General features: G+C 36.7%; 21 protein-coding genes and 1 tRNA gene. 3 read left to right on the top strand and 19 right to left on the bottom strand.

All coding sequences use genetic code 11. From position 1 onward, the window contains the following. Positions 1-26: 26 nt before the first annotated feature. The 5 genes from KO473_RS02490 to KO473_RS02510 all read right to left on the bottom strand — a co-directional run bounded on the left by KO473_RS02490 (position 27) and on the right by KO473_RS02510 (position 7,611). A complete protein-coding gene (locus KO473_RS02490; RefSeq protein ID WP_005776498.1) occupies positions 27-3,314 on the bottom strand; it encodes a TonB-dependent receptor in 3,288 nt (1,095 codons plus the stop codon). 458 nt (positions 3,315-3,772) lie between these two features. Then, on the bottom strand, positions 3,773-4,219 hold the full coding sequence (locus tag KO473_RS02495; RefSeq protein WP_005776497.1) for a YhcH/YjgK/YiaL family protein: 447 nt from the start codon (positions 4,217-4,219) through the stop codon (positions 3,773-3,775). A gap of 12 nt (positions 4,220-4,231) precedes the next feature. Continuing rightward, positions 4,232-5,470: an MFS transporter gene (locus tag KO473_RS02500; protein WP_005819504.1), complete on the bottom strand. Its 1,239-nt coding sequence runs from the start codon at positions 5,468-5,470 to the stop codon at positions 4,232-4,234. Positions 5,471-5,485: 15 nt separating this feature from the next. Then, positions 5,486-6,670 carry an AGE family epimerase/isomerase gene (locus KO473_RS02505; RefSeq protein ID WP_005776495.1) on the bottom strand — a complete coding sequence of 395 codons (1,185 nt, stop codon included), beginning with the start codon at positions 6,668-6,670 and terminating at the stop codon, positions 5,486-5,488. A 23-nt stretch (positions 6,671-6,693) separates the two neighbouring features. Next, complete coding sequence (locus tag KO473_RS02510; RefSeq protein ID WP_005776494.1) at positions 6,694-7,611, bottom strand: dihydrodipicolinate synthase family protein; 918 nt, start codon at positions 7,609-7,611, stop codon at positions 6,694-6,696. Between the two features lie 298 nt (positions 7,612-7,909). On the opposite strand from KO473_RS02510, the gene KO473_RS02515 reads away from it, so the two are divergent. Then, positions 7,910-9,118 (top strand): ROK family transcriptional regulator, encoded by a 1,209-nt coding sequence (locus KO473_RS02515; RefSeq protein WP_005776492.1) that lies wholly within the window; start codon positions 7,910-7,912, stop codon positions 9,116-9,118. Here KO473_RS02515 and KO473_RS02520 read toward each other — a convergent pair. From KO473_RS02520 to KO473_RS02540, 5 genes are all read right to left on the bottom strand, one after another. Further along, entirely contained in the window at positions 9,115-9,579 is a 465-nt protein-coding gene (locus tag KO473_RS02520) for a WbuC family cupin fold metalloprotein (RefSeq protein WP_005776491.1), read from the bottom strand. The two genes, KO473_RS02515 and KO473_RS02520, sit on opposite strands and share 4 nt — an antisense overlap. Then, positions 9,576-10,109, bottom strand: a complete 534-nt coding sequence (locus KO473_RS02525; protein WP_005819503.1) for a UpxY family transcription antiterminator — start codon at positions 10,107-10,109, stop codon at positions 9,576-9,578. The genes KO473_RS02520 and KO473_RS02525 overlap by 4 nt, the downstream gene beginning before the upstream one ends. Next, on the bottom strand, positions 10,085-11,197 hold the full coding sequence (locus tag KO473_RS02530; RefSeq protein WP_032530691.1) for a Wzz/FepE/Etk N-terminal domain-containing protein: 1,113 nt from the start codon (positions 11,195-11,197) through the stop codon (positions 10,085-10,087). The genes KO473_RS02525 and KO473_RS02530 overlap by 25 nt, the downstream gene beginning before the upstream one ends. Positions 11,198-11,202: 5 nt before the next feature. Beyond that, positions 11,203-13,752, bottom strand: coding sequence for an SLBB domain-containing protein (locus KO473_RS02535; RefSeq protein ID WP_005809019.1), 2,550 nt, complete (start codon positions 13,750-13,752; stop codon positions 11,203-11,205). Positions 13,753-13,866: 114 nt separating this feature from the next. Next, positions 13,867-15,771, bottom strand: a complete 1,905-nt coding sequence (locus tag KO473_RS02540) for a nucleoside-diphosphate sugar epimerase/dehydratase (protein WP_005776487.1) — start codon at positions 15,769-15,771, stop codon at positions 13,867-13,869. Between the two features lie 199 nt (positions 15,772-15,970). Here KO473_RS02540 and KO473_RS02545 point away from each other — a divergent pair. Both KO473_RS02545 and KO473_RS02550 read left to right on the top strand, forming a co-directional pair. Beyond that, positions 15,971-16,043: transfer RNA gene (locus KO473_RS02545), tRNA-Thr, on the top strand. Positions 16,044-16,181: 138 nt separating this feature from the next. Then, positions 16,182-17,423, top strand: coding sequence for a phage integrase SAM-like domain-containing protein (locus KO473_RS02550; RefSeq protein WP_005819502.1), 1,242 nt, complete (start codon positions 16,182-16,184; stop codon positions 17,421-17,423). Between the two features lie 316 nt (positions 17,424-17,739). Here KO473_RS02550 and KO473_RS02555 read toward each other — a convergent pair whose 3' ends face one another. From KO473_RS02555 to KO473_RS02595, 9 genes are all read right to left on the bottom strand, one after another. Further along, entirely contained in the window at positions 17,740-18,234 is a 495-nt protein-coding gene (locus tag KO473_RS02555) for a hypothetical protein (RefSeq protein ID WP_005819498.1), read from the bottom strand. Further along, on the bottom strand, positions 18,228-18,647 hold the full coding sequence (locus tag KO473_RS02560) for an STAS-like domain-containing protein (protein ID WP_005819496.1): 420 nt from the start codon (positions 18,645-18,647) through the stop codon (positions 18,228-18,230). The genes KO473_RS02555 and KO473_RS02560 overlap by 7 nt, the downstream gene beginning before the upstream one ends. Positions 18,648-18,660: 13 nt before the next feature. Beyond that, on the bottom strand, positions 18,661-19,707 hold the full coding sequence (locus KO473_RS02565; protein WP_032537364.1) for an ATP-binding protein: 1,047 nt from the start codon (positions 19,705-19,707) through the stop codon (positions 18,661-18,663). A gap of 470 nt (positions 19,708-20,177) precedes the next feature. Next, entirely contained in the window at positions 20,178-20,645 is a 468-nt protein-coding gene (locus KO473_RS02570) for a hypothetical protein (RefSeq protein ID WP_005819492.1), read from the bottom strand. Next, complete coding sequence (locus KO473_RS02575; protein ID WP_005819491.1) at positions 20,632-20,910, bottom strand: hypothetical protein; 279 nt, start codon at positions 20,908-20,910, stop codon at positions 20,632-20,634. The genes KO473_RS02570 and KO473_RS02575 overlap by 14 nt, the downstream gene beginning before the upstream one ends. Positions 20,911-21,262: 352 nt before the next feature. Further along, positions 21,263-21,523 carry a P63C domain-containing protein gene (locus KO473_RS02580; protein WP_005819490.1) on the bottom strand — a complete coding sequence of 87 codons (261 nt, stop codon included), beginning with the start codon at positions 21,521-21,523 and terminating at the stop codon, positions 21,263-21,265. 8 nt (positions 21,524-21,531) lie between these two features. Beyond that, positions 21,532-21,996, bottom strand: coding sequence for a DUF6808 domain-containing protein (locus KO473_RS02585; RefSeq protein WP_005819489.1), 465 nt, complete (start codon positions 21,994-21,996; stop codon positions 21,532-21,534). Next, on the bottom strand, positions 21,993-22,388 hold the full coding sequence (locus tag KO473_RS02590; protein ID WP_005819488.1) for a D-Ala-D-Ala carboxypeptidase family metallohydrolase: 396 nt from the start codon (positions 22,386-22,388) through the stop codon (positions 21,993-21,995). The genes KO473_RS02585 and KO473_RS02590 overlap by 4 nt, the downstream gene beginning before the upstream one ends. Continuing rightward, complete coding sequence (locus KO473_RS02595; protein ID WP_226777099.1) at positions 22,385-22,831, bottom strand: phage holin family protein; 447 nt, start codon at positions 22,829-22,831, stop codon at positions 22,385-22,387. Before KO473_RS02595 ends, KO473_RS02590 begins: the two co-directional genes overlap by 4 nt. Positions 22,832-22,991: the final 160 nt, after the last annotated feature.

Below are 22,991 nucleotides of genomic sequence, written 5' to 3' on the forward strand. Positions count from 1 at the left end.
ATTTATTCTATTTAGTAATTAATTACTTAAAATGTTACATTAAGTCCAAATAAGAGAGTTCTCGGCAATGCATAGCCTGAACCCGCATTAGAAACCTCAGGTGTTGCTACATTGGCAGAAGTTATATATCCCAGATTTTGACCGGTGATTGACACATCTACTTTTTGGCAATATGCTTTGTTTGCCCATGCTTTAGGAAGTGAATAACTCAAAGAAATTTCCCTGATAGCTAAATAGTTTCCCTTGTAAGCAAACATAGTTGAATTTCGTGCATAATTAGCATTCGTTAAGACGTCTGCATATGCATAACGGGGATATTTTGCATTAGGATTCTCTTCTGACCAAGTATTGAATACCTCTTTAGTTGTATTATAAGTACCTTGAGCACAAGCTAAGAATATCTCAGGTAAAGTGTGGTCATAGATCCAATAGTCCAAAGCAAAGTCAAAACGACCATAAAGTTGGAAATTTTTCCAGCGTAAAGTAGTGTTGAAGCCACCGATCCAGTGGGGAGTTGTATTACCTGCTACGACTTGATCATAAGAGTCAATGATTCCATCTTCATTAATATCTTTCCATTTCATGTCACCCGGCATAATAGGCAAAGCACTTTTTTGTTGTTCTTTGGTTAGTTTTTTCCATGCTTCAGGACCATACATTTTTTTACCAAAATAATTACCGGAGGTAATAACCAAGTCCCCGGGAATCTCATCCCAACTACGATAAATTCCTTCTGATTTATAAACGACCATTACTCCCGGCTCTTTCCCTTCCTGATAGCCGCCAACCCATTTTTTTGCATACTCTATTTCACCTTTTTCATTAGTGAACTTTTCTCCTGTATAGATTTGTTGTCCACCTTGACGATTGAGTTCCAGACCGTTTTCTGGTAATGCAACTACTTTATTCTTATTAAATGAGATATTTGCGGATGCTTCCCAACTCCAATCTTTTGTTTTCAGAATTTTTCCAGATAGTTCAATTTCAATACCACTGTTTCGGAATTTTCCATTGTTATTTTTGATAGAGGAAAAACCGGTTGTTGATGGTAAACTGAAATCTGCATACTTATCAGATGTCAAACGATTATAATAGGTAAAGTTTGCATTCAAACGGTTTTCAAAGAAACTCAGATCCATACCAACTTCAGCTGTTTTTGTTTTTTCCCATCTCAATCCCGGATTAGGTAAAGTTCCAATTAGAAAACCTGTATTTCCATTATATACTGCTGTATTATAAGAACCTTGTAAAGTGTAGGCACCAATGCCTGAAGCATTACCATTAACGCCATAACTAGCACGCAGTTTACCAAATGACAAGAACGGAATGGCATCTTTTATAAAATTCTCCTGACCGAAAATCCAACCGGCAGATACACCTGGGAAAAATCCCCAACGGTTATCACCTAATAGAGAAGAATAACCGTCTTGACGGAATACTGCGGATAGAAGATATTTACTCTTATAGTCATAATTTAGACGGCCGAAATATGAAAGAATACGATATTGTTCATGCCAGGAATTAATAGTACGTTTTCCCTCTCCTTTATCTGTTAAACTCAGATCAGAGAAATCGTCTGTCGGTGCACCACTTCCTTTTGCTTCAAATCCACGTTTGTAGTTATCATAATATTCCATACCTAACATTAAATTAACATTATGATCTTTGGCAAAAGTATGAGTAAAGTTCAGGACTGCATTATACGTTTGCGCAAAGTTACGTTCAAACTTGGCGGTACTTTCGCGAGTTTTAGTGTAGTGTTCAGTCAACATATTATCCATATAATCTTTAGTGAAAGATTCATATAAGCCTTCTGAATAATACCAGTTTGCTGTACCTTTGATAAACAACCCCTTCATGATATCAATCTGAAATCCTTGAATCATGGTAAATTTATCTGTTTGATTAAAGTTTTGCCATTTTTCAGGTTGAAAAGCCTGATTTCCATCAGCAACGTTAGGACCTAAAGTCGGATTTCCATCTTCGTCTTCAAAACGAGCCGTAGGAGGAGTTGACATGATACGACCAAAATAATTTCCTTCACTTCCATTTGATCCCGGCATGTTTTTCCAGTTGGCTCGATTATAGTTGAAATTGGAAGTACTTGTCAGCCAATCTGTTATTTTATAGTTAGCATTTAATACAAAACTATAACGTTCATAGAAAGTACTGATTGGAAGACCTTCCTGACGGTTATACCCCAGACCGGCATAATAATTCCCCCGATCATTTCCTCCTGACATATTAATGTTATAATCTTGTGAGAAAGAAGGATTATTTAAATTATAATCGGCAGGATTAATATCTTTGTAAATAATCATATTTGAAGGATCCAATGGATCAACCATTTCCTTCCAGCCTTTCTGCAGCAAGTAAGCATTATCTGCTGTTTTTCCCATAATATTCCAAGCAGATTTACCTAATACATTCCCTGTACCAAAAGGCGAGGCACCTGTTAGATTAGCCAATGGAGCAATTGACACGTATTCACCATCAGAACATTTATAGCCAGATTTAGCATAGGTAGTACGCAAAACGTTGATATAATCCTCACCTCCCAAGAATTCATATGGATTATTCACATAGTTAAGACCTAATTTTGCTTTAAAGTTTATTTCACGATGACCGGCTTTACCATTTTTAGTTGTAACCAATATAACACCATTACTGGCACGTGCACCATACAAAGCGGTAGCACCTGCATCCTTTAAGACTTCCATTGATTCAATATCCTCAGGATTAATATCATTCAAACCATCTCGAAGCTGACCATCAATCATAACCAATGGAGATCCTGTTCCGTCAAGATTGGTACCCCCACGCAATACAATTGTTGGAGTTGCTCCCGGACTACCTGAAGCTTGTGTTACCTTTAAACCTGCAACAGCCCCAGATAATGCCTGTGCAGGATTAGAGAATAAACCGACTTTTAACGATTCTTCTTTTACTTTTGAAATAGAGTTCGTAACCTTCGTACGTAGCTGTTTACCGCCATAACCGGTAACAACCACTTCATCCAGCATTTCAGAGTCCTCTTTCAACTTAATATTGAAAGAGTTTTTGCCTTTTACGTCGATTACTTGAGGCTGATAACCAACATAAGATACTTTGATCTTTCCATTGGGATCGACCATTAACGTAAACTTGCCGTCAAGGTTAGTTATTACACCATTGGTGGTACCGACCTCGACAACACTTGCTCCGATGACTGTTTCACCGCTAGCATCCGTAACCACACCTGTGATTGATTTCTTTTGTGCCATGGCTCCGATGGAACATAACAAGCACAAAATCAAGAAGATGGTTTTCTTCATAAGTATTGCTTTTTGAGTTAATAATAAAGATGTTTATATGTGTTTTTAAAACTGTTTGCTAAGTTCTATCGGAACCCCAGCACATTATTACTCTCAAAGCATTAAATAGGGAGAAACATTATATTACTATTAATCAATTATTTATAATCACATTTATAAATTAGATGCAAATACATAATGCATATATTTAGTCTATTAAAAGACAGTATCATAATAGTCATTCTCTCTAAAAAGACATTTACCTTATATAGAACATAATAACACTGATTATAAGCAATATATAAATAGAGGAGAGAGAATCTTATAATAAGAAACTCTCTCCTCTCCCATTTGCATAGAAAAAATAAACATCTATCAAATCAATGATGATAGAAATTTACATAACAGCTCTATAATAAAAAACGCCTGGATTATTAATATTAACAATCCAGACGTTTTTTTATTATGCGTTTAACAAACTACAATTTAACTTTTGCTATAAGTTTACGAATCTTACCTTGTCCGATAAGGGGAGCATGGGGATCCTCCGGATATACAATCATGAATTGTCCCGGGAGCAAATCAACGAATGTAGTAGGCACATCAGAGTAAAGAGCACAATCCCCTTCTGCCGCATAAGGTTTCATTTCACTCTTTAGATCTTCAATAGCTTTCCAGCCTATAGTCTCTGTTCCTTCCAACAAAATATGTACATCAATGTAATCGCGATGTAACTCCAAAACTTGTTTATCGCGTGTAACACACTCAGGATTCACATTATTAATAAATAAGTTATCACCATCTATCTCAATTCGTCCTAATTCGGCATGAAGTAAATCATGTGTTTTTACGTAATCAAACAGAGTTTTAAACAGTGGGTGAAGTCCTTCTACCCTTTGGCTGTTCTGTAAATTAGATACAATCATTTCCTTTTATTTTTATTCCATATTATCTGTTTTCGGACGCAGGAAGTAGAGTTGTACTGCCAGTGCTATAAATACAATGATAGCCAACATGGCAAAACCTAAACCTAAATTTCCACCATCGGTCCACTTACCCAGCAAATCTGTGATAAATGCTCCTGCAAATACTCCTGTCATATTCATGATGCCATATGCTGTTGCACGATATTTAGAAGAAACGAACTGACAAAGAATAGGCATATTATTAGCATCAAAAATACCATAGCCGATACCGAATAACAACCCAGCCCCAACAACAGCAACAAAACTATGCCCAAATCCCAATAATAACAAAGAGGGAATCGTCAATCCCAAACCAATTGCACCGGTATATACACGCCCACGAATATTTTTTTGTACCCATTTATCAGAAAGAGTACCACCTAAAATTACACCAATAAATGAAGATAGTGCAATTGTTATAGTCGACATAGGTCCTGCCTGTGACATTGGAATATCAAGGTTTTCAGCAAACAAAGTTGGAAGCCAATTTTTAGTAGCCCATCCCGGCAAACTAGGAGCCGCAAAATAAAGCAATATAACCCAGAAAGCTATATTACTGAATAGTAATGATAAGCCTTTAAACAAACCTGCTTTCTCGCCATTCTTGGATGAAGGTTCCGGACGTTCTACTTTAACATGCTCTTTTTTATCTCTTAAAAATAATACCAAAACAAAGGCATATGCAATACCAATAATACCAAACCAATGAAAAGTAGTATGCCAAGAGAAAGCAGCCGCAACCGTAGCGCCAAAGCCACCAATAGCCTGTCCGGTATAAAGTCCGGTCATGTGAATACCAACCGCCAAAGAACGTGATTTTTCACCATGATAATCAGCAATTAAAGAAAGGCCGGCCGGAATATAAAGAGCTTCGCTCACTCCCATCAATGCACGTAACCAAAAGACTTGATTAAATGTTTCTGCAACTCCCATTAAATAGGTCACAAAAGACCAAACAAAAAGACTGCCAACAATCAACCATTTACGATTCAGTCTATCGGCAATCATACCAGAAATTGGGCTCATAAAACCATAAATCCAAAGGAAAACGGCCATTAAACGGCCAAAATTAGTTGCCGACTGAAGTTCTACAATATCTACTTGCATAGCATCTTTCATCGTGCTAAGCATTTGTCGGTCCATATAATTGAGTAGGGCTACCCCCCATAGGAGGGCAACCACTATCCAAGGATAAATTTTTGAGTTTTTCATGATATAAATAAGAGATTATTTTTCTGACAGCAATTCCTGACAAAGTGCATAGCCTTTCGTCATCATTCTAGGGATGTGGAATGGTCCCTTAAACAAATTTCCTTTTGCAGGCTGAGAAATTGTTCCGTCACGATGAAGATAACCGTACCATTCACCAAATTCCGGATCAGGGAAATGGGCATAAGTCCAATCACTGATTTGTTTATGCATAGCCAAATATTTCTCATCTTTAGTAGCTTGATATGCATATAATGTTGCAATAATGGCTTCTGTCTGTGGCCACCAGAACTTCATATCATGTGCGTAATCTTGCGAAGGCAGGTTTCGACAGTCACGGAAGTTTATAATACCTCCAAATTCCTTATCCCAACCCCATTCCCAGGACCAATCAAGAATCGTAAGCGCTGTATCGACCATCTCTTTATCCCAATTACGACTCTTAGCTTCTTCAAGAATAAACCACGAAGTCTCGATACAATGCCCAGGATTAATGGTACGAGTAGCATTTGTATCAATAAATTCTCCATTGGGACCTACTGTTTCAAGCAAAGCTTTAAACTCCGGATGCATGAAGTCTTTACGCAAAATGGCTATAGATTCCTCTATTTGTTGATCAAGAACCGGATCATTAATAGCAGCACGAATACGTGAAGCTACATTAATAAGAATCATAATAATAGAGTGTCCTTTCATCTGTACGCGTTCACAATATTTCGGTTCCAGAATTCCAGGAGTAGAAAGAAAGCGCCGGATATCATTGAACAGTTTCAAGGCTTTAACAGCGTAATTATGATCGCCCGATGCGATAGCATATTCCGACATCGCAATGGCAGCAAATGTTTCAGAGAAAACATAACGACGTTTACGAATAGGCAAACCCGTTTCAGTCACTTCAAAAAACATACGCCCATCTGTATCGAAACAATGTGCTTCAATAAAATCAAGGGTACTTTTCGCAGCTTCCAGCCATTCTGAATTATGTTCAATGTGATTATATGCATATGAACATGTAAAAGCAAATCTCCCTTGGAACCAAACAGATTTGGTTGTATCCATCAGCTGGCCATCTCGGTCTACGCAGGTATAAACACCTCCGTTTTTGCGATCCCAACCATATTTCATCCAAAAGGGCATGATATTGCTTATCATGTCATTTTTATAAGAGTCAGACCATGTCTGTAGATATTCTGTAGTATTCATAGCAATTGCAGTATTAGTTTATCTTAAAACTTATTGCAACGATCAAAGAAATGAATAGCCTCTAACTCAGCTTTCATACGTATTTCTTCATCATCTGTCATATTCTGGAAAGGAGTACGATTCTTACCTAAATCCAATCCTATCAATTTCATAATCCGCTTTCCACCTACAATATTTCCTCGGAAATGACAGATTACATTAATAACTTCCTGAGAGAAATTCTGTAATTCGCGCGCTTTATCAAGATCTCCGGCTTTCCATGCTTCTATAATACCAACCAGATTTACACCATTATAATTGGTAGTTCCTCCAATGCCGCCTTGAGCACCACCCATAGCCAGACATGGAAGAATGGTTTCATCTTGCCCATGCAGCATATCAAATTTACCTCCTTTATACAAGCGGCACTGATTGTATTCATACATACTCTCAAAAGTATATTTAATTCCCGCAAAATTCGGAATACGTCCATCTACTGCCTCCAGAAATGAAACCATTGATAAGAATGCTCCATTAAATGCAGGAATATGATAATAATAGAATGGAAGATTTGGAGCGCCACAGGCTATTTCTTCACAGTATTTCACGAGTTCTTCGACACGACCCACTTTCGGAAAAGGAGGAGCCATAGCGCCAATTCCCCATGCACCGATTTTCTGAGCATGTTCGGCAAGCTTACGACTTGACTTTACACAGCAACTACCTACATGTACAATTACCTTAAATCCTTCCGGTGAAACTTCTACCCAACGTTCGGCGAGTTTCATACGTTCTTCATCGGTTAACATATATCCTTCACCAGAAGATCCATTAATGAATACACCTTGCAGACCGTTCTTTACTAACATCTTAGCATATGCTTCAATGGGTTCATAATTTACTTCTCCATTTTCATAAAACGGAGTAAAAGGAGCATTGATCAATCCAATAATCTTTTCCATGATAATTTCGTTTTTATATTAATGATATAGAATTTTAATATGGATTAGGAACTAGTTTTTCATAATACACTCGTAATATCCTTAGCATATCGGTACAAATATACGCATATTTATTAAACAATCAACATATAATAAAATATTTTATTAATAAAAAGAAGATTCAAACATCCGCTTAATAAAATTCATTCACTATTATTATCAATTAAAAACAATAGAGAAACATCTTTTCACCCTGAAAAACCTGAATTAATAAACAAATTAACTATCTTTGTAGATATTACCAAAATAATTAATCTATATGAAACAACATCTTTTAAAAGAAATAGAACTAGGAACCAAAAGCGCTCTTCTCAAAAAGAAAATTATTACACATTATATATATAATGGCAGTTCAACAATTACTGACCTGTCTAAAGAGTTGGATCTTAGCGTCCCCACAGTTACAAAATTTATTAGTGAAATGTGTGAGGAAGGCTATATTAACGACTACGGTAAATTAGAAACAAGTGGAGGGCGCCATCCTAATTTATATGGCCTAAACCCGGAATCCGGTTATTTCATAGGAGTTGATATTAAAAGATTTGCTATTAATATCGGTTTGATAAACTTCAAGGGCGACATGATGGAACTTAAAATGAATATCCCTTATAAATTTGAGAATTCAATAGAGGGATTGAATGAATTATGCAAACTCATTTCAAACTTCATAAAGAAACTGACAATAGCCAAGGAGAAAATACTGAATATCAATGTAAACGTTTCAGGTCGTGTCAACCCGGAGTCCGGATATAGTTTCAGCCAGTTTAACTTTGAGGAACGTCCATTATCAGAAGTCTTGGCAGAAAAATTAGGATATAAGGTCACTATAGACAATGATACACGCGCCATGACCTATGGAGAATATCTAAAGGGATGCGTAAACGGTGAAAAGGATATTATTTTCGTAAATATCAGTTGGGGATTAGGTGTTGGAATTATTATCGATGGCAAAATTTATACCGGCAAATCAGGATTTTCCGGAGAGTTTGGCCATACCAGCACTTTTGATAATGAAATCATTTGTCATTGTGGCAAAAAAGGCTGTCTTGAGACCGAAGCTTCTGGTTCCGCACTACACCGTATCTTGTTAGAACGTATACAAAACGGAGAAAACTCTATTTTATCCAGCCGTATAGGAGATGTCAATAATCCTATAACACTGGACGAAATCATTGCTTCTGTAAACAAAGAAGACCTTTTGTGTATTGAGATAGTGGAAGAAATTGGGCAGAAACTAGGAAAACAAATTGCCGGACTTATCAATCTCTTCAATCCAGAACTTGTCATTATCGGTGGAACAATTTCACTTACAGGTGACTATATCACCCAACCTATAAAAACCGCCGTCCGCAAATATTCACTTAATTTAGTAAACAAAGACTCAGCAATCGTAACATCAAAACTTAAAGACAGGGCAGGTATCGTAGGAGCTTGCATGCTTGCAAGAAGCAGAATGTTTGAGTGTTAAAACTCAAGCATTCGCTCCATAAATAATCGGGCAGCCTCCTTGTCAGCAACTGGAGGTGCCCAAGATGCCAGATTCTCCGGAGTAAGAGGTACAAAAGGCCCCTGCTTAATCTCATAAATAACCGTTCCTGATTCCAAGACAATAATAGTATGCCATACGCAAGGAGGAATCTCAATCCCATAACGACCTTGAGTCGGATTCAGATTGACCTTTTCCATTACATTACCCTCATCATCAAATAAAATAGCCAATAAGCTCCCTCGTAAAACCAAGTAAACTTCTTCCTTATCCGGGTTTTTATGGCGATGAGGGGGCAAATAAGTTCCAGGCTCTAAAGCATTCAACATCCTATGAATAGCAGCTTCCATGGATTCATGGAAATTATAATTCATTCGAAGACGTGAATTCTCCTTAGCCTGATCAGTTACTCTATCAAGAAGTTCTTCGGTAATCAGTTTCATTGTTTTTCTTTTGATACTACACAATCTACAGATACTGTAGCCAAAGCACATCCCAACCCTTCAATCCGAAGTAACAACTTATTGTTTCCCTGACATTCAACTAATTCAGCCACTAATCCCTGCAACTGTCCACGAATCACCTGTACAGTAGCTCCTGGAACAAAATCTGTAGGCGCGAACTCAACCAATTCATGGGAACGTTCTATCATCGTTCTGAAAGTTTCCATCTGCACCTCAGGTATAGAAACATATCGTCCCTTTTCCTTCAACAAAAAAGTTACACCATGAATACTGGTTACTTGTGCAATCTCTTCAGAGGAGATATATACAAATAGACATCCCGGAACAACAGGAATAAAAATCTTTTTCTTACGGTTGTTCCACATACGAATCACTGGCTGAAGAGGCAGGTAGTTATCAATACCTATCTTATCCAGTTGTTCCTTCACTTTCTTCTCTGCTCTTGGTGCCGTATATACAGCATACCAACAAGAAGCATTTTCTTTTATTTTTCTGGCTGTTTCTTCCATCCGTTCAATAAATCTTTAACAAAGAGAATCCATCCTATACTACCAACACCCGCTAAGAATACAAAACCAATTAAAATCATGATTTTATTAGGTTTAGCCGGTCTCAAAGGGACTGTTGCAGGTTGTACTACAGTATAAACAGGAGTAATTTCCTGTACTTTAGCTTTCGCTACTTGCAATTGTTGCGCCACTTGAGTGAACACTCCATAAGCCAAATTTACCTCATTTTGCAAGCGCTCTTGCTCTGTACGAAAACTCTGCATAATGATATTCTGGTTGCCATCCATGAAGTGAGCATATTTCTGCTGAGCCTCATAGTAGTTCCCCTGAGCTTCATCAAATAGTTTCTCCGTAAAAGCCAAATCATGACGCGCTTTATTTGTGCGATAATCAGTTATATAATTTTGCAAGCAATGCATTACTGTATCTGTTAAAGCTGCAGAAATTAACGGATCCTGCATTGTTACAGAAAGTGTAGTCACTCCTGTTTTCTTATCTACTGAAACAGATATACGATGACTCAAAGCATCTGCAATCCCGGCCTGATCCGGAGTCAGACAAAAAGGATTTATTTTTGCGTCTCCAAGTTCTTCCGGTGTATCTTTAAACAAAGAAACCACCCAACCTAATGCTTTAAAAGGAGCTGATGCAATCGCCCCCCACCATGGAGATCGCTGATGTTTATCCAAGTACTCATATAGAGTCGTATTAATTTTGCCTTTCTGGTCAGTCACTTTTACATCAAACATTTCCAACAAGAATGGCGTAGAGCTGACAATATCCGGATATAATTCGGGAGAAAGAGCATCTTCTCCACTTGAACTGCCAATATTGATACCAGCCATAGCAGCTAATGCTCCCATACCTCCTGTAGATGACTTACTACCAGTCTCAGGCGCCAGCGTCACACTAGTAGAATATTCTTTGGGAATACTAAAAGCTACCACAAGGCCTACCAACAGGGCAATCCCACAAACTTTAAATACCAATTTCCGACCAGCCCAAACTTTCTGAGCCAACTCTATCAAATCGATCTCTTGTTCTTCAGGTTGTGGAGTCGTTTTATTTATATTCTTATCTTCAGTCATAGTCATTACTTAAAAAGGTTAACCATAGTTGCAATCATAGTAGCTAATGAAGCCGCAGAAGTACCCATTCCTATAATTTCGGCTGCCGACATTCTCTTCTTCGGATCCTTACTTGGCACAATAATCTCACATCCCGGTTCTATTGCCTTGGAATTACCTGTACGCAGACGAGAAACGGTACCATTCATATAGACAACAAAAGCTCTTTTCTTTTTCGCAAGACTTGCAAAACCACCAGCCTGATTAATATAGTACTTCAAACTTTCACCCTTCTTATACAAGACTGTATTAGGATACATTACAGCACCATTGATTTTTACTGTACTTACATATTCCGGCACGAACAGAATATCACCTTCACGCAACACCATATCAAAGTCCGATCCGGGATTAGCCAAAGCCTTTTCCAATTCTATACCCACAGAATAAGTATCAGAAACATCCAGTGTCTTGACAGAGATAGAATCAGCCCCACCTTTATTAGCCATGCGGAGCGCATCTTCCTTGCGCCGTAATTCCTCTTCAGTCATTTTACGAATCAAACGCGCACCTTTTACATAAGCATCTTGAGTAATCCCACCGGCCTTGGCAATCAAGTCACTAAGGCGTTCATTCTTTTTCGATAACGCATAGCGACCACCAAATAAAACTTCACCGCCAACCGTAACATTTTGTTGTTGATGATAAGCAGGACTACGACGAATATACACCTCATCAAAAGGCTCCAAATGGAAATCCTGATCGCCTCCAACAAGGAAACCATCCTTCAACTCAAAAGAGAAAGTCTTACCAACCACATTGCTCAATTCTGTACTTTTTGAATTTTTAATTCGACGGGACACATCAACACGAGCTGTTGAAGCAGCTTCTAATAATCCACCGGCCTGCAAAACAAGATCCTCAACCGACATATTCGACGAGTATAAGTAAGTACCCGGATTGGCAACCTCGCCATGAATAGTAAGTGTCGCTTCTTCTTTCAAATCTTCAATACTTGGAATATAAAGTATATCATTCTTCTGAAGAGGAATATCAGCGACTGTGCCATTCAACAATCCCTTCAGATCAATTTGAATCATTTCATGAGTAAGGTCGTCGTTTTCACGATCGATAATGGCACGATTCAAAAAAGCATCTCCTCTTACCCCTTCAGCTTTCTTTATTAGCTGTTTTACAGTATTTACAGTACCATCAATTTGATACATACCGGCACGATAAACAGCTCCACGGACTTCTACACGATTCTCAAAACGTTCTAATACCGAATCAACAGCTAAAACGTCTCCATCATCCAGTTTAAATACCGAATAGTCCATTTCGTCCACATTATATACTTGATGTTCACGACCCGTTTTACGAATCAGGCGTATAGCTTTCTTATAAGCATCTCCAGTGAATCCTCCTGAGTATTTCAAAATAGTGGCCATCGTCTCGGAAGGTTTCATTTCATAAAACATTGGTCTTTTTACCTTGCCAGTAATTTGTACTAAGGATTCATAAGGATCAACAATAACCACATCACCGTCTTGCAAGCGGACATCGTCATTCAATTTACCTTTCATTATAAAATCGTAAACATCCAAATCGGCTATTTTCTTACCGTTACGCACGACTTTGATACTACGCAGACTACCGATCTTATTAACGCCACCAGCGCGATACAAAGCATGGAATACAGAAGAGAATGCCGAGAGCGCATAAGTGCCCGGTATAGCCACTTCTCCCATAATACTGATTTGGATAGTACGTATATTCCCCAATGTTAAATCGACAGAGGTGTTAGGGTTCGGACCTGAAATGCCGGCATAGATTTTTGAAAATTCACGACGCACCGTATTATTAGCTTCACGAACAGTCATCCCGCTTAAATAAATAGGACCGAGATTATCAACTAAAATACTGCCCTCTGGCGAAATAGTCTGTCTTATTGTTGTCTGAGAAGCTCCCCAAACATCTATAATCACCTCGTCTCCAGGACCCAAGCGATAGTTTACAGGAGTAGCAATATTTACATTAGGCTCGAATGTAAGATTCTCGTTAGTGAAGATATTATGTCCAAAAATCTGTTGTGTCGGATCCTCTTCCGGTTTCATCATATATTCATCAGACCAATCCTCTTCATACATCATGTCCTCATCAGTCATTTCCTGATTATCATCGCCCATACCCCGTTTATTTTTCTGGTTAGCCGATTGACGGAGACCTTTTATATTTTTCTGATTCTTTTGATTTTTCTGATCCTTCAGGTTTTTCTGAGAACGATTCGAATAGTCACTTTCATCATTTTGCTGAGTACGTGTACGAGACCTTGTTGTATTCTGGTTACTCTGTGTACTTGTACTACCATTTCCATTTTCATATTTTTCCTGAATACGCTCGACCTGTTCCTTCGTAACGCCTCTTCTCATCAACTCTGTTGTAATCTGCTTCTGAGTTTTACCCATCTTTTGAGCATCTTTTACATACTGTACGACCTGATCATCGGACATTTGCTGAGCTACAGCTACACCGGATAAGGTAAAAATCAAGAAGAATAGTGTAATAAATCTACGCATAAGATATTCTGATTAATCTTTAGTGTTCCTCTAATAAATTATAAACCGGGCACAAAGGTAACATATTATTTTCATAATATACATTTATTTCATTCCTAAGTTTTCGAAAATAGATTAAAAAGAGGCTTTATCCAATATCTCAAACTCAGAATTCTTACTAACAAACTCTGGAACGATCTTTTTCATAGAAGCAACAATGCCCATGGTGTCGGAAGTATAACTCAAATCTATTAACCTTTGAATTTCTTGCTTTATCTCCTCATAATCATATTCACGAACTTTTGCTATCATTATTTTTTCATGATAAGTAGGACAAGTAGACTCTTTTACATTCAGCAACTCTTCATACAGCTTCTCACCATGTCTTAATCCGGTAAACTCTATTTTTATATTTTTCTGCCCACTTAAATAAATCATTCTTCGCGCCAAATCAACAATCTTCACAGGATTACCCATATCAAAAATATAGATTTCACCTCCATTTCCCATGCTTCCAGCCTCCAATACCAACTGACAAGCCTCTGGAATAGTCATAAAATAACGTATAACCTGAGGATGTGTCACAGTCACCGGACCACCCTTTTCTATCTGCTGCTTAAATCTGGGTATTACAGAGCCATTTGATCCGAGTACATTTCCAAAACGAGTTGTGATAAACTTCACTTGTGCCCCATCTTTTGCATATTTAGATAACTTACGAGCAAGGGACTGAACATAGATCTCGGCAAGCCTTTTACTGCACCCCATAACATTGGTCGGATTAACAGCTTTATCTGTAGAAACCATCACAAACTTATCTACGCCATATTTCACAGCCAAGTCGGCCATAATGCAAGTTCCCAATACATTCACCTGTATCGCTTCAGACACATTATCCTCCATCATTGGCACATGCTTATAAGCAGCAGCATGAAAAACATATTGCGGCCGATACTCCTTATAAATATACTCCATCCTCGTTCGATTAGTTACATCAGCCACCAACATTTTAGCATCAATATCCCGCCAATTATCCAGTAATTCTAATTGCACATTATGTAACGGAGACTCCGCCTGGTCAACCAAAATCAACTTATATGGGTTCAGCCCCGCTATCTGCCTAACCATCTCACGTCCTATAGACCCAGCAGCTCCCGTGATCATAATCCGCTTCCCTTCAATGTGTGAAGATATTTTCCGGATATCAACATGTATTGGATCCCGTTGTAACAAATCTTCAATCTGTATATCTTTTATTTGCACGCCTTGCCTTCCAAGATCATTGATAGGAGGTACTGTAAGAATACGGATATCTTCAGCTATCAACCGATCAATCATGCCGGAAGTTTCAAGGCGATGTACTTTCTCGGAAGAAACAATAATAGCCTCGACCCTTTCTTCTTCTAATATATCAAACAAAGACTCATTATTCGCGTATACCCGGCAACCCATTGTTTGCTTCCCAATAAATCCCGTATCATCAGAAATAAACCCTTTCAATCTAAAATGATTACTTCTACTAACCCGTAGCGATTTGGCAATATTAATACCAGACCCTTTTGAACCATAGACAAAAACGCGAATACTGTGCCTACGATCAAAAGTCATCAACTCATGTATCATTTTCACCAAGATTCGCAAACAAACCATCAAGGAAAAATTAACTATATAAGCTGTAAGAATAACACTAATCGGCAGAACTTCTCCTCCACTCCACCCTATCCAAAGCAAATTGCCGATACAAACAACAAAATAGCCCAGAGTTAAAGAAATAAAAATACGAGAAATGTCAATAAAGGAAGAATAGCGAATTACTCCTACATAAGTACGATTCAGATGAAAGAAACACACATTACATATTACGCAGAATAGAGTTGTCCACACCCATAGTGAGAATTCAAAAACTAACACAGACAAACCTATTTGCAAAAGGCTCGCCAAAAACATTGAAAAAATCACTAAAAGAACATCGACAGCAAGTATCAGCCATTTTGAAGCAACTCGTGATGAAAGATACTTATAATAAAATCGTATATTCATAGTAATATAAAAGTAGATTTATCAGTAAATATGCAAAGATGAGTTTTAATATTTGAATCTACAACTATTTTCTAATTTAATCCTCAACCTTTTTATTTTATAAACATTTTCAGAGAAAATATCACGAAAAAAGTATAGATTCATTTTGTTTTTAAAAATAAAGATGTAATTTTGCACGCCGTAAACGATAAAATGCAACGCCGCTATAGCTCAGTTGGTAGAGCAACGCATTCGTAACGCGTAGGTCGCCAGTTCAAGTCTGGCTAGCGGCTCTTTTATAAGAGATATAAAACATTCAATATAAAAGAGTTAACCATAGGAGGCAGTTTACAAAGCTATTAAAAAAAGTGCCACTGAATCACCCACGAATCATTAGGGGTGTCTGATGGGGTGTCACAAAACAATAGCTTATGGCAACATTATCATTTACTATTCTAAAGGCTAAACCAACAACAGAAAACAAATTTCCTGTCTTGTTGCGCATCTCAGCCAAAAAACAGAAGGCATATATTAAAACAGAGTATCAGTTGAATGATGTTTCAGAATGGTATAACGGGAAAGTAGTCGCCCGTACGGACGCTACAATGATGAATAAAAGACTAGCCTTTGAACTGAAAAAATACACAGAAAGGTTATCCTATATTGAGAATAACGACTGTTATACAGCATCTCAATTAAAGATGATACTTATCCAACAAGAAAACGTAGTCCCTTCTATAATCACCTTCAATGACTTTATGCGCAATCGTATAAAAGAGCTTTCGTCAGAAGGCCGGGAAAGTTATGCGAAAATGAACGAAGATACATTAAAAGTGTTCGAAGCGGCCGAAGGTGATGTGCCAATGATTATAATGAATCATATCACTATAGAGCATTTCGACAGATGGATGAAAGCAAATAATTATAGCGATGGAGGACGCCAAATTCGCCTATGTCATATTAAAGCGAGAATAAATGAAGCCATTAAAAATGGGCTACTTCGATGCGAGGCGCATCCATTTGCTTATACTAAACTTCCAACACCCGACATAAAGGAAATAGATATAAGCGTAGAAAGTGTTAGAAAAATAATCAATTGTGACGTATCACATAGCAAAAGACTATCGTTAGCAAAAGACTTATTTTTGCTATCCTTTTATCTGGGTGGTATTAACTTTGCCGATCTTATACAAATAAACTTCTCTGAGAATGACATCGAATACAAGCGACAAAAAAGCAAAGATCATAAGCGCAAAAATCGAGCAACAAGATTAAACATCATTCCCGAAGTTAGACAAATCATCAACAAATATATAACCCCAAATGGGATGTTAGATTTTGGATATAGCTACACGCAAAAGAATCTGCAATGCTATATCAATACGTGTATGAAGTTACTGGCAAAAGAGCTTCATATTGAGAATAGCTTAACTTATTACTCAGCAAGAAAAACATTCGCTCAGTTTGCGGCCGAAATAGGTATCCCCTACCCTGTCATAGAATATTGCTTAGGACATTCAATAAAAACAGGAATCACCATTAATGTGTATGTAAAGGTTAAACAGCAACAAGCGGATGCGGCTATAAAAAGGGTAGTAGAATATGTTCAAAACCCCGCAATATTCAAAGATTACATAAATTTACGCGCGCAAATGCAAATGATGATGTTATAACAAAGCAAGGCGACTGGATAAGTCGCCTTGCTTATTCCTTTTATCATCGCCCTAATCTAATACAGCCAATTAATCGCTAGGTTGTAAAATGAGGCAGAATAATGATTGCGAACGCACATATTACATCGGTATTCGACACATTTTTTCACATCAACAATAAAAGCGACGTAAAAACTAAGGCACTTCCGTCTTATCCGCCCATTACAATAGTTCTTGTTAAAAATCATTTTCTTATTATACCATAGTCAAGCATAAGGATCATCTCTATATCAATCAAGAGTTTAAGAACATATGATCTACTTTAGAAAGTTTACAATTATTTCGTTTTTTTATTTGCTCTATTTATATTTGCGATAGCAGACATTATATTTCTATTAAATATATCTTGTTTAGAAGATATTTGATTTTTGGTATTACGAACAAATGTTACGGCAGAATCTCGAAACATCTCGTTAATTTCATCAGAATTAGTCACTAATATTTGGCAATCAGTTACATAAGATTGAATTGATACATCTATATCCAATTCTCTATTAACACATCTCTCCACATCTGCAATCCTCATACTTATTTGTTTAAAGGTTTCTGTTATATCAGAAGAAGTTATTTTACCCAAACACATATTCTTACAGAAATCATTATATTCTTTTTTTAGAGTTCGCATTTCATCAATAAAAAAATCTTTTAAGGCCCTGTCATCGTTTAGCTTTTTAGGAACAGTATAAGCTAAAACAAATGCAACTAATCCCCCCATAAGGATATCTACGCCAATTGATATCCATTCAGTAATATTACATAACATAATCAACATTTAATCCATATTTTCTTTTGTAGATTACCATCAATCAATTTAAACCATGCCCGATGTTCCTTCGTTTTTTTGGGCTCCTCTTTTTTTATGCGCCTTTCTTCCCACTCTGGAATAATTTTATTAAAAATTAAATTTATCCAAATAGGTTCTTCTGCTGATATGATTTTTATATACTTTTTTACAATATCTTGCGTAAAATCATATACTAAATTCCCAATAGATTCATCCCAGAATGAAGACATGTAGCCAGCTGTATTGTCAATGTCAATTTCCAATATAGTTTGATTTTCATAGGCCATTTTAAAACTATCATTCAATATCTTGTGATAAAAGCTCTCACCAGAATCAGTTCCTTGAGTACAATATCTAGGCCCTGGATACTCACTAAAATCTTTCAATATATTTATCTGCATACCATATAACTATTTACAAATTTATACAATCGTTATCTATTACCCAAGAAAACAAAACTCCTGGGAATTTACTATTTAACAATCTGTTATTAGATTTTGTTTTAAAGTCTAAGAACACATCATTTGTTAAAACCTTTAACCCTTTTATGTAACCACTCTGAAATTTATCCAATATACAGGGTAGCCCTCTATTTCTATTAACCTCCCCGGTCATTGATCCATATTTACGTTCAAAGGCTCTATATAAAATATCGCAATTTGTTTTTCCAAATAAATATTGCTCTATATCTCTTTTATACTTCTTTTGAAGAGTCGATAAAATACCACAACCAGTATCACACATCGTGAAAGTCACACTATTATCATCATTTTTATGTAAACCAATTATCCAGTGTTTCTTTCTTCCTTTATAAGCATGCTCTACGGAATTTGCACAAATTTCCATTGCTACTGAATATGCAGGTTGGAAATGTTTCTTGGTTGAATTTAAAAATTCCATAGCCTTACTTATAACAGAACCAATATTTCGATTCCTTGTCTTATTTGTACCTGTTTCTATTATTAGATTCTTACTTGAAGAAAAGTGATTTCCTGAATCATCAATCATATGGTTTAAAAAACCTGATTCTACAAACATTTTCTTGCAATCTATATTAATTGGACAATTCCCTTGTACACAAATGCCAATATTTGACAATTCTTTAATTACAGATAATAGCATACATATAGCTGTTGAATCAAGTTTGTCTATATCAACTAGATCAAGCTGTATAGTCTTAATTCTATAATCAGTCTTATAGTTTAATAATTTTACAATAAAAAAAAGCACATCTTCTTGATTATTGAACAGATCAAAATTACTTGGAACTTTCAATTCAATTTCTTTACGACGTCTATTCTTTGAGCTATTAGGAATAGACTTATTTATATACATTATTCCACTAGCTTTTAGAATTCTTCTTAGCTTTCTTTTCCTTTTAGAGCGAATCTTTCTTCGTAATGATCTACCACTTTTATTCTTTAAAAATAAGATATGCCGTTTACTTTGCTTTATAATCATAAATAACCTAGGCTAGTATTAGGTTGCAAATATAATTAAAATACAGATATTATATTCAATATGGTATATCTATTTAAAATCATCAAATAAATTATACTCACTCAGAATCCAATAAAAAACTCCATTTTACTTATCCTCTATAATCCAATATTAAGGTTGCAATACCAACCTTTGTCATCTCCACTTCGTATCGTTGGAATTTTCGAAATTCGCTTATATTCAAACTTTCATAACAAAGATATGGAGATAAAAGGCTGAGAACAATTATAAATTCTAGATAAGGGAATCAGTTTTTCGGGTATAGAAAGATTTCTCTTGAATGAAAAGCCCCGACTCCTAAGAATCGAGGCCAGCAACTTAATGATAAGATGCTTCTACAGTGCGAAGATACTATTTCTTTCCGATAAGGGCAAAAGAAAGCCTCGAATCAGAGAGATGAAGCTTTGCTTAGGGAAAAGAACTGCTTATATCTATTCTACAGTCCACGAATTATCTTTTCTATTATATTTTAATTTATCTCGATACACATGTAAAAGCATTAATGCAGAATCTAATTTGCTTGAATATACCCTAAAACTATTACCTACTACCGAGCCTTTCTTATATGCTTTTTTTTCAAACACCATCCCATATTGCCGCTTTGCTATATCTAAAAAAGTAGAAGATTCTCTCAAGCTATCTAAAAGCATTTCCTTTTCTTTCCTAAGTTTTATCACTTCATCGGTCTGATTATTTGAGAATTTAATAAGATCATCTGTCTCCCATGTTGTTTTATCTAAATAATCTTTTGATAATGAATCTCTATTTATTACCAGATTCATTTTAGAAACTTGGTTTTCAAGATGCTTAGAATAATCAACACTAAAATACAAAAGAATTCCTAAGCAGATGGAAAGCCCCGCTAATATAACAAGTATAATATCTTTATTTGTTTTCATTTTTTGTATTCTCCTTTTTATTTTCAATTTGAATTTTTAAAATCATCAACTCTCCTTTCAGATCGATAATTATATTATCTCTTTCTTTTATAGAATTATAGTATTCGATTTGCCTATCATTCATCTCAATATTTTTAGATCTATCATTAATGAAAAGGGCAACAGTAAACCCCATTCCAAAAATAGCTGCGGCCAAGGTCAACATCCCCCAATTGGTTGCCGCCTTCTCTAAAATCTTATTATATGTATTTTTATTAGATGCCATGCTTTTCTTAACTTATGTAATTGCTAAAAAACAACTTGATATACATAAAGATGATTTAATAAGATAAAACATCCTTCTTTCATCGAAAACTGTCACAAGTTATTTTTTTAGCGCTTACTATGGGACAAAGATAGTATTTATGTGTGATGTAGGCAAAGGATTATCAAAATAATAAATACAGCTTTTACAACAAATATTCTGCTTTATTCATGCTATTTTACGTCATCAAAGTCAAAGTCTATATCCAATTGCTGATATTGTTTAGAATATGCTTTATCTATATTGTGCATGAATCTGGCCCAATTGCAATTCGATATAGTAGTAATTATGTGAATAGCCTCGAGATGCTGTCTCAATTTAGGGGGCCTATTTCCATTGTAAGGGACTGATGATACTTATAATTTCTGTTCCCATTGTCATTTTTAGGATTATTTTTCCTTAACTCTGCGAGGATCAAAGGGGGTATTCTCTCATGTACTATATCATTAATCCATGTACCAACAACCCCAAGTCTTCTATTAGTTTTATCCCAATTCCAATTATATATCTTATATAAGGCTTCAAAGAACGTATCACCAAACACCTTCACCCATTTAGCAGCCTCTTCTGACATAAATGTATTTAGAACTCAAACAAACTATAGCTCACCCCAACCCCGACATAGGGACTTACCTTATTCCCGGAAAAACCGTATCCAGCCTGCACACCCAGCCCGAACCGTTTCCGCTTTGCCCGTTCTCTGATAAATACAGTCCTCGTTTTACTGTACACCTCTATACTATCCAGCTTTGCCCGGTAGCCTGACACATAAGCCGTATAAAGGCTGTCTTTGTAGATTTTCTGCGTAATAGGCAAATACACTGTATCCCGGACTGTATCGCCCGGCACTGGGACGGGAACAACGAACGGGAACGAATCTACAACGCTTTCATAAACCGGAACGGGTATTGTATCCCGAACCGTATCAATACGATTTGTAATGATCGTGTCTCTGACCACTTCACCCGGTACGCGTTCCACCCTTGCCGGGCGGAACACGATAAACAGGATAAGAACTGCAATAACGATATAAGGTAGATATTTCATAGCTTCAACACTTGTTTTCTGTTTCTACCTTCACGGAATGATACGTGAACCCATGAAAAGTCTTTTTCATCGATCAATTGATCGAAGGGTAATTCCTGCCGGATGATCTCAAACAGCTTCTGGTTTTCTTCCTTGCTGCCTACCGTAATATCAGCCGCCTCGCCTAACCGGTGTTGACTGGATGTTGCCCCGTTAACGCTCCGGTTGAGGATAGCGCTTCGATAACCGGAACTTACCCGGATAGGCTTACCGTACTTTTCCCGAAGCGGGTCGAGAACATTCTCAACCAGCTTCGTTAAATTGTGAATAGCTTCGGCCGTTGGGTAATTGTCGATCCCACGCGCTACGGCCGTATCGCTGTGGCTAAGTTCTTTGATTGTAAAATACTTCATTTTATCGCCTCCTTTTGATAATTAGTTAAAAACGGTATGTGCTTGATAAACTCGACGCTAACGACGTAATACAGAAACGATACAACTTTATAGAATGCAGTTCCGGGCGTAGCCATTAGTTTCAAATTGCGTAGAATATTCACGCCATAAAAATAGAATATTGAGTAAGTTATAAACGATACGCATTGTAAGGCCCCGTCCGGATTTCCTTTGTGATCGCCGATAAAGTAAATAGCGGCTACGAGCAGAAAAAATACCATCGCTTCAATGATGCACCGGAATGCTTTTTTTAAACTAAAACTTTCATTATTGGCCAGTAGGCCGGCGGCCAGACCAAACAGGAAGTTAAAGAAGAAAAGAGCAACAAGACTTTTAATATCTCCGCTGATCGGGTTTAGATAGGCTGCTAATCCGGTTAGCAAGCCTACAAATAGATTTTTCATGTAGTCAATCATTGTCATTGTGTTCTATTGATTGATAGTGTATAATCAAACTCCTTATAGGTAGTATCAGTAGTTAGAACTATATTGCTAATACAGTCCGAATTACCGGAGTCTGCGAAAGTTCCAATGTGATTACCTTTTGTCGGAAAGTCTTGCATAA

Source organism: Bacteroides sp. HF-4919 (genome assembly GCF_018860125.1).

Bases quoted from the DNA above. Each gene is read 5' to 3' on its own strand.
- KO473_RS02525 (WP_005819503.1), bottom strand. From the start codon at position 10,109: ATGGAAGAAACAGCCAGAAAAATAAAAGAAAATGCTTCTTGTTGGTAT.
- KO473_RS02540 (WP_005776487.1), bottom strand. From the start codon at position 15,771: ATGAATATACGATTTTATTATAAGTATCTTTCATCACGAGTTGCTTCA.
- KO473_RS02595 (WP_226777099.1), bottom strand. From the start codon at position 22,831: ATGAAAAATCTATTTGTAGGCTTGCTAACCGGATTAGCAGCCTATCTA.
- KO473_RS02560 (WP_005819496.1), bottom strand. From the start codon at position 18,647: ATGCAGATAAATATATTGAAAGATTTTAGTGAGTATCCAGGGCCTAGA.
- KO473_RS02520 (WP_005776491.1), bottom strand. From the start codon at position 9,579: ATGAAACTGATTACCGAAGAACTTCTTGATAGAGTAACTGATCAGGCT.
- KO473_RS02550 (WP_005819502.1), top strand. From the start codon at position 16,182: ATGGCAACATTATCATTTACTATTCTAAAGGCTAAACCAACAACAGAA.
- KO473_RS02555 (WP_005819498.1), bottom strand. From the start codon at position 18,234: ATGTTGATTATGTTATGTAATATTACTGAATGGATATCAATTGGCGTA.
- KO473_RS02530 (WP_032530691.1), bottom strand. From the start codon at position 11,197: ATGACTGAAGATAAGAATATAAATAAAACGACTCCACAACCTGAAGAA.
- KO473_RS02590 (WP_005819488.1), bottom strand. From the start codon at position 22,388: ATGAAGTATTTTACAATCAAAGAACTTAGCCACAGCGATACGGCCGTA.
- KO473_RS02565 (WP_032537364.1), bottom strand. From the start codon at position 19,707: ATGATTATAAAGCAAAGTAAACGGCATATCTTATTTTTAAAGAATAAA.
- KO473_RS02505 (WP_005776495.1), bottom strand. From the start codon at position 6,670: ATGAATACTACAGAATATCTACAGACATGGTCTGACTCTTATAAAAAT.
- KO473_RS02580 (WP_005819490.1), bottom strand. From the start codon at position 21,523: ATGTCAGAAGAGGCTGCTAAATGGGTGAAGGTGTTTGGTGATACGTTC.
- KO473_RS02570 (WP_005819492.1), bottom strand. From the start codon at position 20,645: ATGAAAACAAATAAAGATATTATACTTGTTATATTAGCGGGGCTTTCC.
- KO473_RS02510 (WP_005776494.1), bottom strand. From the start codon at position 7,611: ATGGAAAAGATTATTGGATTGATCAATGCTCCTTTTACTCCGTTTTAT.
- KO473_RS02490 (WP_005776498.1), bottom strand. From the start codon at position 3,314: ATGAAGAAAACCATCTTCTTGATTTTGTGCTTGTTATGTTCCATCGGA.
- KO473_RS02575 (WP_005819491.1), bottom strand. From the start codon at position 20,910: ATGGCATCTAATAAAAATACATATAATAAGATTTTAGAGAAGGCGGCA.
- KO473_RS02500 (WP_005819504.1), bottom strand. From the start codon at position 5,470: ATGAAAAACTCAAAAATTTATCCTTGGATAGTGGTTGCCCTCCTATGG.
- KO473_RS02535 (WP_005809019.1), bottom strand. From the start codon at position 13,752: ATGCGTAGATTTATTACACTATTCTTCTTGATTTTTACCTTATCCGGT.
- KO473_RS02495 (WP_005776497.1), bottom strand. From the start codon at position 4,219: ATGATTGTATCTAATTTACAGAACAGCCAAAGGGTAGAAGGACTTCAC.
- KO473_RS02515 (WP_005776492.1), top strand. From the start codon at position 7,910: ATGAAACAACATCTTTTAAAAGAAATAGAACTAGGAACCAAAAGCGCT.
- KO473_RS02585 (WP_005819489.1), bottom strand. From the start codon at position 21,996: ATGAAATATCTACCTTATATCGTTATTGCAGTTCTTATCCTGTTTATC.